This window comes from Mesorhizobium sp. M0514 (assembly GCF_040321145.1).
In the GTDB taxonomy this organism is placed as follows: Bacteria; Pseudomonadota; Alphaproteobacteria; order Rhizobiales; family Rhizobiaceae; genus Mesorhizobium.
On the sequence record NZ_JAMYQZ010000004.1, the window covers coordinates 124,358 to 140,717 of the forward strand.

The 16,360-nt window shown below is 63.2% G+C and carries 14 protein-coding genes; 6 read left to right on the top strand and 8 right to left on the bottom strand.

Annotation, left to right across the window (positions count from 1 at the left end; genetic code table 11):
* Positions 1–55: 55 nt before the first annotated feature.
* Positions 56–1,009 (top strand): glutathione synthase, encoded by a 954-nt coding sequence (gene gshB / locus NKI61_RS03280; RefSeq protein ID WP_352838831.1) that lies wholly within the window; start codon positions 56–58, stop codon positions 1,007–1,009.
* A gap of 90 nt (positions 1,010–1,099) precedes the next feature.
* Here the strand turns inward: gshB and NKI61_RS03285 are convergent, their stop codons facing one another.
* Positions 1,100–2,173, bottom strand: coding sequence for a glycosyltransferase family 2 protein (locus NKI61_RS03285; RefSeq protein ID WP_352838832.1), 1,074 nt, complete (start codon positions 2,171–2,173; stop codon positions 1,100–1,102).
* 183 nt (positions 2,174–2,356) lie between these two features.
* Here NKI61_RS03285 and NKI61_RS03290 point away from each other — a divergent pair, with 183 nt between their 5' ends.
* Positions 2,357–3,421 (top strand): glycosyltransferase, encoded by a 1,065-nt coding sequence (locus NKI61_RS03290; protein ID WP_155922411.1) that lies wholly within the window; start codon positions 2,357–2,359, stop codon positions 3,419–3,421.
* A gap of 244 nt (positions 3,422–3,665) precedes the next feature.
* Complete coding sequence (locus NKI61_RS03295) at positions 3,666–5,198, top strand: YifB family Mg chelatase-like AAA ATPase (protein WP_352838833.1); 1,533 nt, start codon at positions 3,666–3,668, stop codon at positions 5,196–5,198.
* 84 nt (positions 5,199–5,282) lie between these two features.
* On the opposite strand, the gene NKI61_RS03300 is transcribed toward NKI61_RS03295, so the two are convergent.
* The 3 genes from NKI61_RS03300 to NKI61_RS03310 all read right to left on the bottom strand — a co-directional run bounded on the left by NKI61_RS03300 (position 5,283) and on the right by NKI61_RS03310 (position 10,418).
* Entirely contained in the window at positions 5,283–5,918 is a 636-nt protein-coding gene (locus NKI61_RS03300) for an outer membrane protein (RefSeq protein ID WP_023825822.1), read from the bottom strand.
* Positions 5,919–6,103: 185 nt separating this feature from the next.
* Positions 6,104–8,272 (bottom strand): malate synthase G, encoded by a 2,169-nt coding sequence (locus NKI61_RS03305; RefSeq protein WP_352838834.1) that lies wholly within the window; start codon positions 8,270–8,272, stop codon positions 6,104–6,106.
* 124 nt (positions 8,273–8,396) lie between these two features.
* Complete coding sequence (locus tag NKI61_RS03310) at positions 8,397–10,418, bottom strand: hydantoinase/oxoprolinase N-terminal domain-containing protein (RefSeq protein WP_352838835.1); 2,022 nt, start codon at positions 10,416–10,418, stop codon at positions 8,397–8,399.
* Positions 10,419–10,613: 195 nt separating this feature from the next.
* On the opposite strand from NKI61_RS03310, the gene NKI61_RS03315 reads away from it, so the two are divergent.
* From NKI61_RS03315 to NKI61_RS03325, 3 genes are read left to right on the top strand one after another with little or no spacing between them, the layout of a single operon-like run.
* A complete protein-coding gene (locus NKI61_RS03315; protein ID WP_352838836.1) occupies positions 10,614–11,591 on the top strand; it encodes a threonine ammonia-lyase in 978 nt (325 codons plus the stop codon).
* Between the two features lie 8 nt (positions 11,592–11,599).
* On the top strand, positions 11,600–11,980 hold the full coding sequence (locus NKI61_RS03320) for a nuclear transport factor 2 family protein (RefSeq protein WP_352838837.1): 381 nt from the start codon (positions 11,600–11,602) through the stop codon (positions 11,978–11,980).
* Positions 11,981–11,998: 18 nt separating this feature from the next.
* Positions 11,999–12,598: a DNA-3-methyladenine glycosylase gene (locus NKI61_RS03325; protein ID WP_023728790.1), complete on the top strand. Its 600-nt coding sequence runs from the start codon at positions 11,999–12,001 to the stop codon at positions 12,596–12,598.
* 4 nt (positions 12,599–12,602) lie between these two features.
* Here the strand turns inward: NKI61_RS03325 and NKI61_RS03330 are convergent, their stop codons facing one another.
* From NKI61_RS03330 to NKI61_RS03345, 4 genes are read right to left on the bottom strand one after another with little or no spacing between them, the layout of a single operon-like run.
* The gene (locus tag NKI61_RS03330; protein ID WP_023681282.1) at positions 12,603–13,739 is read right to left on the bottom strand and encodes an ABC transporter permease; all 1,137 of its coding nucleotides are present in this window, start codon (positions 13,737–13,739) and stop codon (positions 12,603–12,605) included.
* Positions 13,736–14,656: an ABC transporter ATP-binding protein gene (locus NKI61_RS03335; RefSeq protein ID WP_023673289.1), complete on the bottom strand. Its 921-nt coding sequence runs from the start codon at positions 14,654–14,656 to the stop codon at positions 13,736–13,738. Before NKI61_RS03335 ends, NKI61_RS03330 begins: the two co-directional genes overlap by 4 nt.
* The gene (locus NKI61_RS03340) at positions 14,653–15,606 is read right to left on the bottom strand and encodes an HlyD family secretion protein (RefSeq protein ID WP_352838838.1); all 954 of its coding nucleotides are present in this window, start codon (positions 15,604–15,606) and stop codon (positions 14,653–14,655) included. The genes NKI61_RS03335 and NKI61_RS03340 overlap by 4 nt, the downstream gene beginning before the upstream one ends.
* Complete coding sequence (locus NKI61_RS03345; RefSeq protein WP_023748243.1) at positions 15,603–16,307, bottom strand: CerR family C-terminal domain-containing protein; 705 nt, start codon at positions 16,305–16,307, stop codon at positions 15,603–15,605. The genes NKI61_RS03340 and NKI61_RS03345 overlap by 4 nt, the downstream gene beginning before the upstream one ends.
* Positions 16,308–16,360: the final 53 nt, after the last annotated feature.

A 16,360-nucleotide genomic window follows, 5' to 3' on the forward strand; every position in this document is an offset into this window, starting at 1 on the left:
GGCAGAAGCCGCCAAGTTCCGTATATCGGCGACAGAGCCTGCTGGAGACCGGAAGATGCCCCTGAAAATCGCCGTCCAGATGGACCATGTCTCCACCGTCTCGATCGCCGGCGACACGTCGTTTGCGCTGTCGCTGGAGGCGCAGCGGCGCGGCCACCAACTGTTCCACTATACGCCCGACCGGCTGTCGATGCTGGGCGGCAAGGTGTTTGCCCGCATCGAAGAGATGAAGCTCCGCGACGAGAAGGGCAATCATTATACGCTGGGCGACAAAGTGCGCACCGACCTGTCGGAGATGGATGTGATCCTGCTGCGCCAGGACCCGCCCTTCGACATGAATTACATCACCACCACGCACATTCTGGAGCGTATCCATCCCAAGACACTGGTCGTCAACGACCCGGCCTGGGTGCGCAACAGTCCGGAAAAGATCTTCGTCACCGAATTCCCCGATCTGATGCCCGAAACGCTGATCACCAAGGATCCTCAGGAGGTCGCCGCCTTCCGCAAGGAGTTCGGCGACATCATCGTCAAGCCGCTCTACGGAAATGGCGGCGCCGGCATCTTCCATCTCAAGGAGGATGACCGCAACCTCGCCTCGCTGCTCGAAATGTTCGCCCAGCTGTCGCGCGAGCCCTATATCGTCCAGCGCTATCTCAAGGACGTGCGCAAGGGCGACAAGCGCATCATCCTGATCGACGGCGAAGCGGTCGGCGCCATCAACCGGGTACCGGCCGACCACGATTCGCGCTCCAACATGCATGTCGGCGGACGCGCCGAAGAGACCGAGCTGACGGAACGCGAACGCGAGATCTGCGCCCGAATCGGCCCGTCCTTGAAAGAACGCGGCTTCATCCTCGTCGGCATCGACGTGATCGGCGACTACATGACCGAGATCAATGTGACCTCGCCAACCGGCGTGCGCGAAGTGCAACGTTTCGGTGGCGCGGATATCGCCAGCCTGTTCTGGGACGCGGTGGAGGAAAAGCGGCGGAATTCGGCCGCGTAGTGTGCCTTGCTACGGAGGACCTTGGTGGTCCAGAGAAGCATCGAAAGATGCTCTTATCGGGTAAGACTGCCGAGCAAGCGGCTCATCAAATCAAACTATGTCCCGGAAGCGCTGAGGCCTCAGTTTCGGAGGAAGGAGACCGATAAGTCTGGTCTGCAATTTTCGCTGTGGTGTTGCCCAGTCTTTCAGCAGAAAACCCGCATCGGAGTTCTTTTCCAGCAATGCAAAAGCCGCAGACAGTCCGATCAGGTCGACCAAGGTCCTGCGCATTGAGTGGCGGGAGATTAAATGCGCCATTCCCGGCGCCACTTCGCACCAACGATTGGCCAGTGCCCGCCGTATCGCTATTTCAGTATCAGGCGACATCCTGCCGAGGCCAACTCCGGTACCCAGGATGCGCCCGTCCGCCCAGCCATTGCCGCCGTGAAGCCGATAACTGCCAAGAGCCCGCCCAATCCTCACGGTTCCGCCGATCATATGGGCGGCACGAGCCATATAACCATCGGCACATATCCTTATCTCGTGCGGATCGGATGGACGCATGATTTCAAGCGGAGCTCGACGAAACATCATCCCCGATGTGGTTGACCAAAACCAACCCACGGTACCCCGATCAATAAATAATAATGTTGGGTCAGCTTCGGTGTCGACATGCAGGTAGCCGCTCATTTTCGGCATCGATCGCGGGTCGTTCAGGTGGAATACGGGATGACCGCCCGCAAGCAGGTTGCCGGCCATATCTATCACCACCTCATCGGAGCTCGACATTGCCGCGATACGGGTGTGGCTGAGATGCGCTCTCACATGGCATTCTATGAAGTCAGGATGCCAAGCATCGTCACCGTCAAGGAACGAGATCAGGGGCCCGGCTGTCGCGTCAAGCCCGGTCATCATTGCTGTCAACTGCCCGCCATTTTGCAGTCGGGGCAGAAAGCGGAAACGACTGTCGCCAAGCTGGGACAGACACTCTTCAATCCTTCGGCGGGAACCGTCGGTCGAAAAATCATCGACCACCACGCATTCGAACGCAGTGTATGTCTGCGCCGCTACGGATCGGATCGCAGTGTCGATGAATGCCTCTTGATTGAAACAGCCCACGCAAACGGATACGGTTGGTAGCGCGATGTGAGAACCAGCCCCGCTTGGGACGATGTTTTCTTTCAAGAGGCGCTTCTCCGTACACCAGATTTGATCGCCTGAGATATTCCGTAGATCAACTGGCGATGTTTCTTTGCCAAGTTTCTCTCGTCGAAGCGAGTTTTGCCCCGCACTCAAGATCGCAATTGCCGCATGTTGACCCTACAGCACGGGTATCGCCCTCCTACCAAATTCGAGATTGTCAGAGCCATGCTGCGTCATGGCCACAAACTCAGAAAAGGGCACCCTTCCGCGAAGTCGCAACCTGCTCTTCAGGCCAGTTTGCTGTCTGACGATCCGTTAATATCCTATTCGGGAATGTCCGGTACGCCGCTCGGATTAGCAAGTCATATGCCTTTCCTTCCACGCGGCCACCGCGCCTGGTTTCTCATCTCGCCAACCTGGTCCATCGAAAACAGTGCTAGCGTCAAAACCATCCGGACCTATGCCGTTCTGCATAGACTCAAGAACCCCCGTCACTCGCTAATCTTCCTATCCAACACTCAGGCCGAGGCTGATCTGTTGAATCAGTCCGGCGAGGCCGCCGTCCTGCACAACAAGACGTCAACAACCTCCGAACACATATTCAGGCCCCTCAATGACGTCCCTGTAGAATTTGATGCAATCTACAATGCGCAACTGGCTCCGTGGAAGCGCCATGACTTGTCGCTTGGCATCCAGCGTTGCGCATTTGTCTTCTATCGAGATTCAAGCGGGTCCTCCACGACGGAGTCGGAAAGAGCGCGAATAAATCGGCATAGGGAGCTCGCGCCGCATCACGTCTTTATCAACGAGTTTGACGGCACCGGCAAGCCGGTCCGATTGGCACCGGCTCAGGTGAACACGCATCTAAATCGTGCAGCCGTGGGAATCTGTCTCTCTCACCTGGAAGGACCAATGTTCGCCAGCACGGAATATCTTCTCGCGGGCCTTCCAGTGGTCACGACGCCGAACCATGGCGGCCGAGACCTTTATCTGGATGACGACTATTCGCTCACAGTTCCACCCGATCCTCGATCCATCGCGGAGGCTGTCTTAGCGCTGAAGGAGCGACGAATTCCCCGGGATTACATTCGTTCGCAAACTTTGAAACGAATCGAACGAGACCGCGGGCGGTTCATAGACCTTGTAAACGAGATTTTTCTGGAGAGCGGCTCTTCGCGCCGGATCGCCCTGCCTTGGCCTTTCAGATATCCTGTCATGGAGTGGCTTCCACCGCAGGTCGCGATCGATCGATCGCTTTCAGGTTCGGTCGATGCCTTCATCACCGCTTAGAAGCAACAGCCTCAGATTGCCGAAGGGCCTAGTCGCCTTGTTAACGCGGTCGAGGAGGCGGAGCAGCCGTTCCATTGCTTAACCATCTTCCGTTTTTGCAACCGGCACAGCGCGCTGCAACCACGATCGCATGTTCCTGTAATGTTCTTGCCTTGGCCTGAAATCTATGGTTGTCTTGTCCCTGACGTCGCTCGCGGTCTGAACCACAAGGCCGAGGCGAGCCGATATCCGGGGGCAGAGCAAGATGGTGGCGCGGGTTCGCACGGTTGCTTTCCAGGGCATCGAGGCCGTGTCGGTCGATGTCCAGGTGATGATCGCGCCGGGCAAGGTCGGCATGCAGATCGTTGGGCTGGCCGACAAGGCGGTGGCCGAAAGCCGCGAGCGCGTGCAGGCGGCACTGCATGCGTCGGGCCTGTCGATGCCGTCGAAGAAGGTGACGGTCAACCTGGCGCCTGCCGATCTGCCCAAGGAAGGCAGCCATTACGATCTGCCGATCGCGCTCGGCCTGATGGCCGCGCTCGGCGCTATTCCCGGCGACATGCTGGCCAGCTATGTCGTGCTCGGAGAATTGTCGCTCGACGGTACCATTGCCGCGGTGGCCGGTGCGCTGCCAGCCGCGATCGGCGCCAATGCCGAGGGAAAGGGCCTGATCTGCCCGTTCGGCTGCGGGCCAGAAGCGGCCTGGGCGGGCAAGGATTTCGACATATTGGCGCCGCGCAGCCTGATTGCCATCGCCAATCATTTTCGCGGCACGCAGGTGCTGTCGCGGCCCGAGCCCGGCATCCATGTCTCGGCGCGCGACCTGCCCGACCTCTGCGACATCAAGGGCCAGGAAAGCGCCAAGCGGGCGCTGGAAGTGGCGGCGGCCGGCGGCCACAATCTGTTGATGGTCGGGCCTCCCGGCTCGGGAAAATCGATGCTGGCGCAGAGGCTGCCCTCAATTCTGCCGCCACTGGCGCCCAAGGAACTTCTTGAAGTCTCGATGATCGCCTCGGTGGCCGGCGAACTCGGCGAAGGCAAATTGACCGACCGACGGCCGTTCCGCGCCCCGCACCATTCGGCCTCGATGGCGGCGATGGTCGGCGGCGGCATAAGGGCACGGCCGGGCGAAGTATCGCTTGCCCATAACGGCGTGCTGTTCCTCGACGAGTTTCCCGAATTCACGCCGCAGACCTTGGATGCGCTGCGCCAGCCGCTGGAGACCGGCGACTGCATGATCGCGCGCGCCAACCACCGCGTCACCTATCCAGCGCGCATCCAGCTGGTAGCGGCGATGAACCCGTGCCGTTGCGGCATGGCCGGCGAGCCCGGCTATCGCTGCCTGCGCGGCGAACGCTGCCGCACCGACTACCAGGCGCGCATCTCAGGCCCGCTGCTCGACCGCATCGACCTCAGGATCGAGGTACCGGCTGTCTCGGCCGCCGACCTGATCCGGCCCGACCGGGCGGAGAAGAGCGCGGCGGTCGCCCAGCGCGTGGCGCGCGCCCGCACCATCCAGCGCGAGCGGTTCGAGCGGCTGGGCGTCACCAGCGCCACCACCAACGCCCATTGCTCGCCTTCTGTCATCGAGGACATCGCCGCGCCGGACGCAGCCGGCCTGTCGCTGCTGAAAGACGCCAGCGAGAAACTCGGCTTTTCTGCGCGCGCCTATCACCGCGTGCTTAAAGTGGCGCGCACACTGGCCGACCTCGACGCCAGCGAGGCCGTCGGCCGCATCCACCTGGCCGAGGCGATTTCCTACCGCATGATGTCGGAGCGGGTAGCGCAGGCGGCGTGACGAAGCCTAGCCTGCTTTGTCGGGATGGCTAGCTGTCCGCCCGGACCGATATCAAGAACCGATGATGTCTGGCTTTGCTAAAAGTCAGAACTTGTAGGCGAAGGCTGCGCGAACGACGCTGAAATTCGTCTTCACGTTGTAAGGATCGACGGGATCGAACCCGAAATCCTTCTTGCCGAGGTCGACGTATAGATATTCCGCGCGAACGGTCCAATTGTTGTTGAAAGCATATTCCGCACCGCCGCCGACCGCATATCCGGTCTGAAGCTTGGTTTCGGTTTCGTTGAAGACATGTTCGTCGATCTTGACATTGCCTACGGCAAGGCCAGCGGTGACATAGGGCAGAAACTGATCGAATGCGTAGCCGACGCGACCCCGGATCGTCCCGTAGGCATCCAGACTTGCACGCGCAAAAAGACCGCCGTCGTCGAATTCCTGCTTGAAGCCCAGATAATTTATGTCGCCTTCGATACCGAAAACCCACGGGCCGGATTGATAGTTGGCACCGACCAGGACACCGCCGGTGAAGTCGCTGATGTCGGCCGATCCAGTGATGCCTATGAAGTTGCCGTCGATATTGCCAAAGGCGCCACCCGCATTCGCGCCGATGTAAAAGCCGGTCCATGAATAGGTGGAGGCTACCGGTTCAACGAAATCCGCTGCATTGGCCCCGGTCACAGTCATGCCCGCAACCAGCAAAATTCCTGCAAAAAGCCGCATGGATGTCCCCGACCCGACCATCAATTGATCAATGTCTTAGCAATACACCCAAATCCTTGCGAAACCTGTGTCAAAACAGTCACGCTGCAGGCTAAATTAGTGATTGCAGGCAATGGAGGCAGCGTCTTCCCACGAGTGCGGTCGCGAAGCTGCGCAGCCTCAGCCGACGCCTTTCCGCCGCAGGATCAGGCCCGCTCTTTCGCCTTCAGCTCCAGCCGCCGTGCGTGCAGCACCGGTTCCGTATAGCCATTCGGCTGTTCGCGGCCTCTAAACACCAGGTCGCAGGCGGCGTGGAAGGCGATGGAATTGTCGAAATCGGTGGCCATCGGGCGGTAGAGCGGGTCGCCGACATTTTGGAGGTCGACGATCGCTGCCATGCGCCGCAGCGAATCCATCACCTGAATTTCGGAGCAAACCTTGTGGTGCAGCCAGTTGGCGATGTGCTGGGAGGAGATGCGCAGCGTGGCGCGGTCTTCCATCAGGCCGACATCGTTGATGTCGGGCACTTTCGAGCAGCCGACGCCCTGGTCGATCCAGCGCACGACATAGCCCAGAATGCCTTGCGCATTGTTGTCGAGCTCGCGCTGGATCTCGTCGGGGGTCCAGTTCGGCCGCACCGCCACCGGCACCGACAATATATCATCGAGCTTCGCCTTCGGCCGGCTCTTGAGCGCCGCCTGGACGGCATGGACATCGACCTTGTGATAGTGCGTGGCGTGCAACGTCGCCGCCGTCGGCGACGGCACCCAGGCGGTGTTGGCGCCGGCCTTGGGATGCGCGATCTTCTGTTCCAGCATCGCCGCCATCAGATCGGGCATCGCCCACATGCCCTTGCCGATCTGGGCATGACCGGCCAGCCCGCATTCGAGCCCGGCGTCGACATTCCACGCCTCGTAGGCGGAAATCCAGGCGGCCTGCTTCATGTCGCCCTTGCGGATCATCGGCCCGGCTTCCATCGAGGTGTGGATCTCGTCGCCGGTGCGGTCGAGGAAGCCGGTGTTGATGAACACGACGCGTTCCTTGGCGGCGCGGATCGCCTCCTTGAGGTTGACGGTGGTGCGCCGCTCCTCGTCCATGATGCCCATCTTGATGGTGTTTGCCGCCATACCGAGCAGCGCTTCGACGCGGTCGAAAATCTCGACTGCGAAGGCGACTTCCTCCGGCCCATGCATCTTCGGCTTCACCACATACATCGAGCCCGCGCGGGAATTCATCCGACGCCCGTTGGCGCCGACATCGTGCAGCGCGATCAGCGCCGTCATCGCCGCATCCAAGATGCCTTCCGGCACCTCGTTGCCATCGCGGTCGAGGATGGCCGGATTGGTCATGAGGTGACCGACGTTTCGCACCAGCATCAGCGAGCGGCCAGGCAAGCTCAGCGCGCCACCACTGGGCGCAGTCCAGGCGCGGTCCGGATTGAGCTTGCGCGTGAAGGTTTTGCCGCCCTTGCTGATTTCCTCCGCCAGATCGCCCTTCATCAGGCCGAGCCAGTTGCGGTAGACGATGACCTTGTCCTCGGCATCCACCGCCGCGACCGAATCCTCGCAGTCCTGGATGGTGGTCAGCGCCGATTCCAGGATCACGTCGGCAATGCCGGCCGGGTCGGTGCGGCCGATCTGGTTGGTGCGGTCGATGAGGATCTCGATGTGCAGGCCGTTCTGGACCAGCAGGATGGCTTCCGGGTTGGCGCCGTCGCCGCGATAGCCGGCAAATTGTTTCGGGTTGGCCAGCGTGGTGCCGCCGGCGCCGGCGCCGAGCCGCAAGGTGCCACCCGAAACCGTCAGCCCGTTCACGCCGGCCCATTTGCCCGAGGTGAGCGGCACGGACTCGTCCAGAAAACTCTTCGCCCAGGCAACCACCTTGGCGCCGCGCACGGGGTTGAAGCTTTTACCCTTCTCGGCGCCACCGGTCTCGGCAATGGCGTCGGTGCCGTAGAGCGCATCGTAGAGCGAGCCCCAGCGGGCATTGGCGGCGTTGATCGCATAACGCGCATTCATCACCGGCACCACCAGCTGCGGCCCGGCAACGGTGGCGATCTCGGGGTCGACATTGTCGGTCGACACGGAGAAGGCCAGCCCTTCGGGCACGAGATAGCCGATCTCACGCAAGAAGCTTTTGTAGGCCTCCATATCGATGGGCGCGCCATTGGCGCGGTGCCAGGCGTCGATCTGTTCCTGCATGGCGTCGCGTTTGGCCAACAGCGCTCGGTTCTTCGGCGCCAGATCATGCACTATGGCCGAAAAGCCGTTCCAGAAAACGTCCGCGGCAATACCGGTACCCGGCAGCGCCTCGCCGACAAAGTCATGCAGTTCGCGGGCAATCCGCAATCCGGCGATCTCGACGCGATCGGTCATCAGGGCTTCTCCAGATGAAAGGCTTTGCGGCCTTTGGCATGTCAGGGGTGAAGGGTCAATTCAGCTTAGGGTGAAGCCGGGGATTTTGAAGCTGCTGATCTCCCCCCTCGTGGGGGAGATTACCCTAAACCGCGATCCTCGGCCGACCCGATGCAACCGCCACCACATGCGCTTCGATAAACATCCGTTGGGCCTCAACCGTAGACACCTCGAACTCGGTCGAAACGTCGATCTCGGCATTATCCGTGCCGGCATCCTTCGCGCGCGCGGCTACGATCGCCCGCACATCAGCCTCCGCTGCCGCGATCGCCTCGGCCTCGTCGGTGAAGTCGCGCACCGTTTGCCCCGACGCGACCCGGAACAAACCTTCCTTGGGCTGGCTGACGCGGGCTTCGGCCGAGACGCGGACCTGGCCGACGACGGCGCCGAGCGCGTTGGCGACATCGGTATCCTCCGGCACCACGCACTCATTACCGACCAGCTCGGCCAAGCCGGCATAGTGCAGCGGCGCCGAGGCGCCGAGGCCAATGACCGGACGATCGAGCGCGACGCTGAGCCTTGCGATGCCGGGATGGGAATCGACGGCGCGCTGCACCAGCGCATGCGCGACGGTGGCGGCGCCATCCAGCCCATCCTCGGCAAAGGCTGTCTCCAGAATGTATTCGGCCGACCAGCGCGTGAGCGTCAGCAGCACGCGTTCGGAAATCACCTCCGGAGACGGCGCGATGTACTGGCCTCGCCCATCACGCTTGCGGGCAAACAGTTCGGCGCCGAGCCGGGCCGCAAGCGGGTCCCAGTTGGCCTGCTTGCCGAGCACATGGGCGGCGTCCGAGGGGGTGAAGCCCGAGATATGCACAAGACCGCGCGAGACCAGCCGGTTCAGCGTGGCGTTCTGGGCGTTCGAGGTGAGCAGCCTGTCGATGGCGAGCGGCACGGCACCAATCAGTTCATACAGTTTCGCCTCGGGCGCGGTCAGGCCGGCGGCGAGCCTGTCCGGCACGCCGGTGCGCAACGCAAAGCGGCTGTCCATGCGGCCGGGGTTGGGCGCCCTGAGCTGGCGCTCGAGCTCCGATGTCACTGAAGCACCATGCATCATGCCGGCCAGCGCCAGTGGCACCAGGCGGCGCGGCCCGAGCAGGATTTTCGGGTTGAGCGCGCCATCTTCCAGCGCCACTTCGGAATCTCCGCCGAGGCCGAAGGTGCGCATGGCGACCGCCTCGACCATGGTGCGGAAGCCGCCGACAGTGGCGCCTTCGGGATCGAGCCGAGGACGGCCGCCGTCGAGCACGGCGACATCGGTGGTGGTGCCGCCAATGTCGGACACCATGGCGTTGTCCAGGCCCGTCATGTGGCGGGCGCCGACCAGGCTGGCGGCCGGGCCGGAGAGGATGGTCTCGATCGGCCGCTGGCGGGCAAACGCCGCCGAAACCAGCGCGCCATCGCCGCGCACCACCATCAGGGGCGCTGCGATGTTGCGGGCTTCCAAAAATCCTTCGGTTGCCGCCACCAGCCGGTCGATCATCGAGATCAGCCTGGCGTTGAGCAAGGTGGTGAGCGCGCGACGCGGACCGCCGAGCTTGGCCGACAATTCATGGCTGGCGGTCACCGGCAGGCCGGTCTTTTCGCGGATGAGGTCGCGCGCGGCGAGTTCATGCGCCGGGTTGCGGGTGGCGAAATAGGCGCACACGGCAAAGCCCGACACCGAGGCGCCGAGTTCAGGGAGTGCTGCTTCCAGCCCCGACAGATCGAGCTTGGCCGCATTGCCGTGCACGTCATGGCCGCCCGGACAAAACACCACCGGATCGGTGCCGAGCGCCGTCTTCAGCCCGTCGCGCGCAAGGTCGGCCCCGGTAAAGCCGATCATGATGAGCGCCACACGCCCACCCTGGCCCTCGACCAGCGCATTGGTGGCGAGCGTCGTCGACATCGACACGAGTTTGATCGCGGCCGGATCGGTGGCCGATTTTCCCAGCACCGCATCGACCGCGCCGGAAATGCCGACGGCAAGATCGTGCCGCGTGGTCAGCGCCTTGGCCTTGGCCAGCACCTTGCCTTTTGGCCCGCCTTGTTCCGACCACAGCACGGCATCGGTATAGGTGCCACCGGTGTCGATACCGAGAAACAGGGGTTTTGGCTTGGCGGTCATGTCTGGCGGTCCGGGATTCTGCTCCCCCGCCCTTAGCCGATACGGCCCGGCTGATAAAGGCGGGAGAGGTGGGCCAGTTTGACCCTCGTCGCCGCTCATGCCCGCCAAACTTTGTAACGGTCACATTTTTTCATTGGTGCGTGGCCTGCCTTTGCGTGCACCATGCGCCGATCTCATCCCTTTCAGGACTTCGCCATGACCACGCTTCCCGGCATCGCCGACATCCATGCCGCCGCCGCGCGGCTCTCCGGCCTGATCGCCGAAACGACCTTGATCGAATCGCTGGAACTCAACAAACGCTTCGGCGGCCGCATCCTGTTCAAGCCGGAGACGCTGCAGCGCACCGGCTCGTTCAAGTTCCGCGGCGCCTACAACAAACTGTCTTCGCTGAGCGAAGAAGAGCGCAGCCGCGGCGTCGTCGCCTTCTCCTCAGGCAACCATGCTCAGGGCGTCGCCGCGGCGGCTGCCATGTTCGGCGTCAAGGCGGTCATTGCCATGCCGGCCGACGCGCCGGCGATGAAGATCGCCAATGTCCGCAAGATGGGCGCCGAAGTGGTGCCGTTCGACCGCTTTCGCGACGACCGCATGACGGTGGTGCGACCCTACATGGACAAGGGCATGGTGCTGGTGCCTCCTTTCGACGATCCGGCCATCATCGCCGGCCAGGGCACGATCGGTCTCGAACTGATGCGCCAGGCAAAAGCGCTCGGCGTCAGCCTCGACGCGGTCGTCATTCCCTGTGGAGGCGGCGGCCTGACGAGCGGCATTTCGATCGCCGTCAAGGATGCCTCGCCGGCCACGGCAATCTGGGCGGTTGAGCCCGAGCATTTCGACGACACCCGCCGCTCGCTGATCGAGGGAAAAAGGGTTTCCAACGAGCCCGGCCACAGTTCGATCTGCGATGCCATCCTCACCGCAGAGCCCGGTGCCATCACCTTCGAGATCAACCGCAAGAACCTCGCCGGCGCCATCGCCGTCTCCGACAAGGCGGCCGCACAGGCGGTGCGCGACGCCATGGCCCATCTCAAGCTGGTGGTCGAACCCGGCGGCTGCGTGGCGCTGGCGGCGCTCTCGTCAGGCGAGATCGAACTGTCGGGCAAATGCGTCGCCGTCGTGCTGTCAGGCGGCAATGTCGATTTCACCACCTATGCCGAGATCATGGCCGCGGTCTGAGAACCGATATGGCAGACACTGAGATAAGGGCGGCTCTCGATCGCCATTGGGCTGCCTCCGATGCCAATGATCTCGAGACGGAGCATCAGATCTATCGCGAGGACGCGGTGCTCGATTATCCGCAATCAGGCGAGCGCATCAGCGGACGGCACAACATCCAGTCGTCGCGCGCCACGCAGCCCAACCGGAAGCGCTTTGCCGTGCGGCGGATCACCGGGTCAGGCGACCTCTGGATCACCGAATATGTCCTGACCTATGACGGGATTCCGTCCTATACGGTGAGCATAATGGAGTTCGTCGATGGCAAAGTGGTTCGCGAGACCCAGTATTTCGGCGATCCGTTCGGGCCGGGGCAGTCGCGCGCGCAATGGGTCGAACGGATACCTTGAAAACACGGCGGCGGTAGCATGACCGGCCACCATCCGCTCGATCGTGCCGAACTGCCTGATGATACGGCCGATCTCGCCCGCTATCTCATCGGCAAGCTCGTGGTGCGGGAGCTGCCGGAAGGCATCGTCAGCGGCCGTATCGTCGAGACCGAGGCCTATGTCACCGGCGACGCCGCCGGGCACGGCTATCGCGGCATGACGCCGCGCAACCGTTCGCTGTTCCTCGGGCCCGGACACGCCTACGTCTACCTCGCCTATGGGGTCTCCTGGATGCTCAATGTCTCGAGCGAGGGGCCGGGCACCGGCACCGGCGTGCTGATCCGGGCGCTGGAGCCGCTCGAAGGCATCGCCATCATGCGGCTGAACCGGGGCGTGGAGCGCCTGCGCGACCTGGCGCGCGGGCCGGGGCGGCTCGCCCAGGCATTGCGGATCGACCGTTCGCTGGACGGCCTCGATCTGTGCCGCCAAGGCCCGCTATGGCTGGCAGCCGACGAACACGAGCCCGGCGACATCGGCCAAGGCATCCGCATCGGCATCACGAAGGATGCGGACCGCCCGCTGCGGTTCTATGTCAGGGGCAGTCCGTTCGTCAGCGGTCCGCGATCGCTCAATTCCTGAACGCTCAGTCGAGCGTGCGCCTGAACCGCACCAATGCGACGCCGGCAAACAAGGCCACGAACCCGACCAGCCAGGCGATCTCGCCCGCAACCGCCGGCAGTTCAGCGCCCTTCAGCATCACCGCGCGGGTAATGCGCAAAAAATGCGTCAGCGGGAAAATCTCGCCGAAGGTCTGCGCCCAGCCCGGCATGCCGCGATAGGGGAACATGAAGCCGGACAAAAGGATCGACGGCAGGAAGAAGAAGAAGGTCAGCTGCAGCGCCTGCATCTGCGTGCGGGCGATGGTCGAGATGGTGTAGCCAAGCAGCACCAGCGCCAGCACGAACACCAGCACGGCGGTAAGCAGCAGCGACATCGAGCCGGTGAAAGGAATGGCGAACAGAAGCTTGGACGCCGCCAGCACCACCACCACCTGGACGCCACCGACCACAAGATAGGGCAGCACCTTGCCCAGCATGATCTCGAACGGGCTGGACGGCATGGCGAGCAGGTTTTCCATCGTGCCGCGCTCGGTCTCGCGGGTCAGCGCGATCGAGGTCATCATCACCAGGGTCATCTGCAGGATGACGCCGAGCAGGCCGGGCACGATGTTGTATTGCGAGATGCCTTCCGGATTGTAGCGCTGGTGCACCACCACATCGAGCTGGCCCCTGGCGGCCTCACTCGCCGCCTCCTGCATGCCTTGCGCCCGAAGCAGCGCCTGGCTGGCCACTTTGCTTAGCGTCGAGATGGCGCCGCTGGCGGCGGCCGGGTCGGTGGCGTCGGCCTCGATGAGTATCTGCGGATTGTCGCCGCGCTCCACCCGGCGGCCGAAATCGGCCGGGATGGTGACGACGAAGGCGACATCGCCGCGCGCCATCAGGAATTCGGCAGCCTCGGCACTTTGCGCAACATGGTCGAAGCGGTAGTAGCCGGTCGTCTGCAGGGCCGCGACAATGGCGCGGGTGTAGGGGTCGTTGCTGGTCGCCACCAGTGCGGCAGGCAGGCTTTTGGGATCGTTGTTGATGGCGTAGCCGAACAGCACCAGCTGCAAAAGCGGCACGCCCAGCATCATGGCGAAGGTGATGCGGTCGCGCCGCATCTGGATGAATTCCTTGATCAGCAGCGCACCGAGCCTGGCGAAGGAGAAGACGCTGTTCATGCCATATTGTCCTTCGAGCCGGACATGAACTGGATGAAGACGTCCTCGAGGCTGGTCTCGCCGGGTTTTACGCTGACGCCCTTGTGCTCCTTCTCGACATCGGCGAGCGCCTTTTCGAGCTTTGCCTTGTCGGAGCCGACGACATGCAGCGTCGCGCCGAACGGCGCCACCTGGTCGACGCCGGGCCGGTCCCTGAGTGCATCGGCGACCTGGTCGAGGCGCGGTCCCTGCAGTACGAAGGTGGTCAGACCGGCATTCGTCACCACCTCGTCCACCGTGCCGGTGGCCAGCATCTTGCCGTAGGAGATGTAGCTGATGCGGTGGCAGCGCTCGGCCTCGTCCATGTAGTGGGTGGACACCAGCACGGTCAGACCGCCGCTCGCCAGCCGGTGGATCTCGTCCCAGAATTCGCGCCGCGCCTTCGGATCGACGCCGGCGGTCGGCTCGTCGAGCAGCAGCAGCTTCGGCTTGTGCATGATGCAGGCGGCCAGTGCCAGCCGCTGCTTCCAGCCGCCCGACAGCGTGCCGGCGAGCTGGTTGCGGCGGCTCGTCAGGCCAAGCTCTTCCAGCGTTTTCGACACATGCTCCTCGACCGGCTTCAGTCGGTAGAGCCGCGCCACGAATTCGAGATTCTCGCCGATCGTCAAATCCTCGTAGAACGAGAATTTCTGCGTCATGTAACCGACTTCGCGCTTGATGCGGAGCGACTCGGTGCGGATGTTGAAACCCAGCACCGTACCTTCGCCCTCGTCGGGCGTCAGCAGGCCGCACATGATGCGGATGGTCGTCGTCTTGCCGGACCCGTTGGGCCCGAGAAAGCCGACGATCTCGCCCTCGGCCACCGTCATCGTCACATGGTCGACGACAGTCTTGTCGCCGAAACGCTTGACCAGGCCATGAACGTCGATGGCGTTCATTTTGCGGAGGCCGCCAGCTCGACATCGACGATCTGTCCGGGCTGCAGCGCTTGCGCCTTGCCCTCAGGCCGCGCCTCGACGAGGTAGACCAGCTTCTGCCGGTTCTCGAGCGAGTAGATCACCGGCGGGGTGAATTCCGGGTCGGGCGAGACATAGCTGACGCGCGCCTTCACCTCCGGCCCGCAGCCGTCGCAATGGACGACAAGCAGCGTGCCGACTTTGATCGACGAGAACGCACTTTCCGGGACATAGACGCTGAGCTTCACCGCACCGTCCGGCAACATCGAAATGACAGGCGCGGTCGGACCAGCGGTGTCGCCGGGATTGCGGATGACGTCATTGATGCGGCCGGGCGAGGGTGCCGCCAGCACGCGCTTCGATAGCCGCCACTCAGCCTGTTCCAACGCCGACTGCGCCTGTTTGACCTGATTTTCTGCCGCCTTGATCGTTTCGGGACGCGCAGGCAGACCGCCGACGGCGAGGTTGGCCTGCGCCTGGCCGACCTGCGCATTGGCGGTCTCCAGCGTCGCGGCGGCGGTGTCGTAGTCGGCCTGCGTGCCGGCACCGCGCTTGAACAGGTCGGCGGCGCGGTCGTATTTGCGCTTGGCATCCGTGGCCTGGGCCTTGGCCATGTCGACCTCGGCCTTCAGCACCGCGATCTCCTCCGGCCGCTTGCCGATCTGCAGGTCGGCCAGTTGCGCCTGCGCCTGGGCGAGCGCGGCCTCTGCCTGGGCGACGGCGATTTTTGCGTCGGCGCTTTCGAGAGTCACCGCCGGCGTGCCTGATACAACACGGTCGCCGCGCTTGACCGCGACGGTCTCGACCTGCGCCACTTCGATCGGCGCCAGCAAGACATAGTCGCCCTCGACATAGCCGACGGCAAGCGGCGCTGCCGGCGCGCAGGCGCCGAACAGCTGGGCTGCGAGCGGCAGGGAACAGAGAAAACTCATCGCTTGCCCTCCTTGCGGGCGACCGGATTTCGGGCCGCCAGTATGGCGCCAAGATTGCTTGTGACCGCCGCCACCACCTTGGCGGCTTCGGTGTTGCCGATCTCGCGCCAGCCCATACGACGCATCACTGCTTCGCGGCCGATGCGGAAATAGATGACCTGGCCGATCAGCGTGAAGACCACGAGCTTGGTGGCCTCGCTTTCGGCCGGCTCGCCCGTCGCCTGTTCCCAGATCTGGCAGAGGCGGCGATGCGTCGGTTCGAACACCCCGTCATAGATGCGGTCGAGTGCGGCGGTCGGATGCGACAACTCTCTAAGTACGAATTGTACGATCTCGCCCGCCTCCGGCCTGGCGACGACAAATCCTACCATCCGCTCCAATGCGGTCGAGAGCTGCGCCCGCGCCGTCTCTGAACTGGCTTGACCTTGCAGCTGCATGCCGCCGAGCGCCTGGCCGGCAACCGCCTGGATGGTCTCAACGATGTGGTCGGCGGCGGCCCCGCGCAGCCCTTCCTTGCCGCCGAAATGATAGGCGATGGAGCCGATGTTGGCCTTCGCCTCCGCCGCGATCTCGCGCGTCGAGGTGCCGTCGAAGCCCTGCCGCCCAAACAGTTTGAGCGCGGCCAGCACCAGTGCGGCGCGCGTCTGCTCGGCGGGCGATGTCTCCTGGCGAGGCATTTTGTCGGGCGCGGATTTGATCATGTGGCCTGTTTAATCAATCGATTGATTAAAGTCAAATTGATTGTCTACGGCCG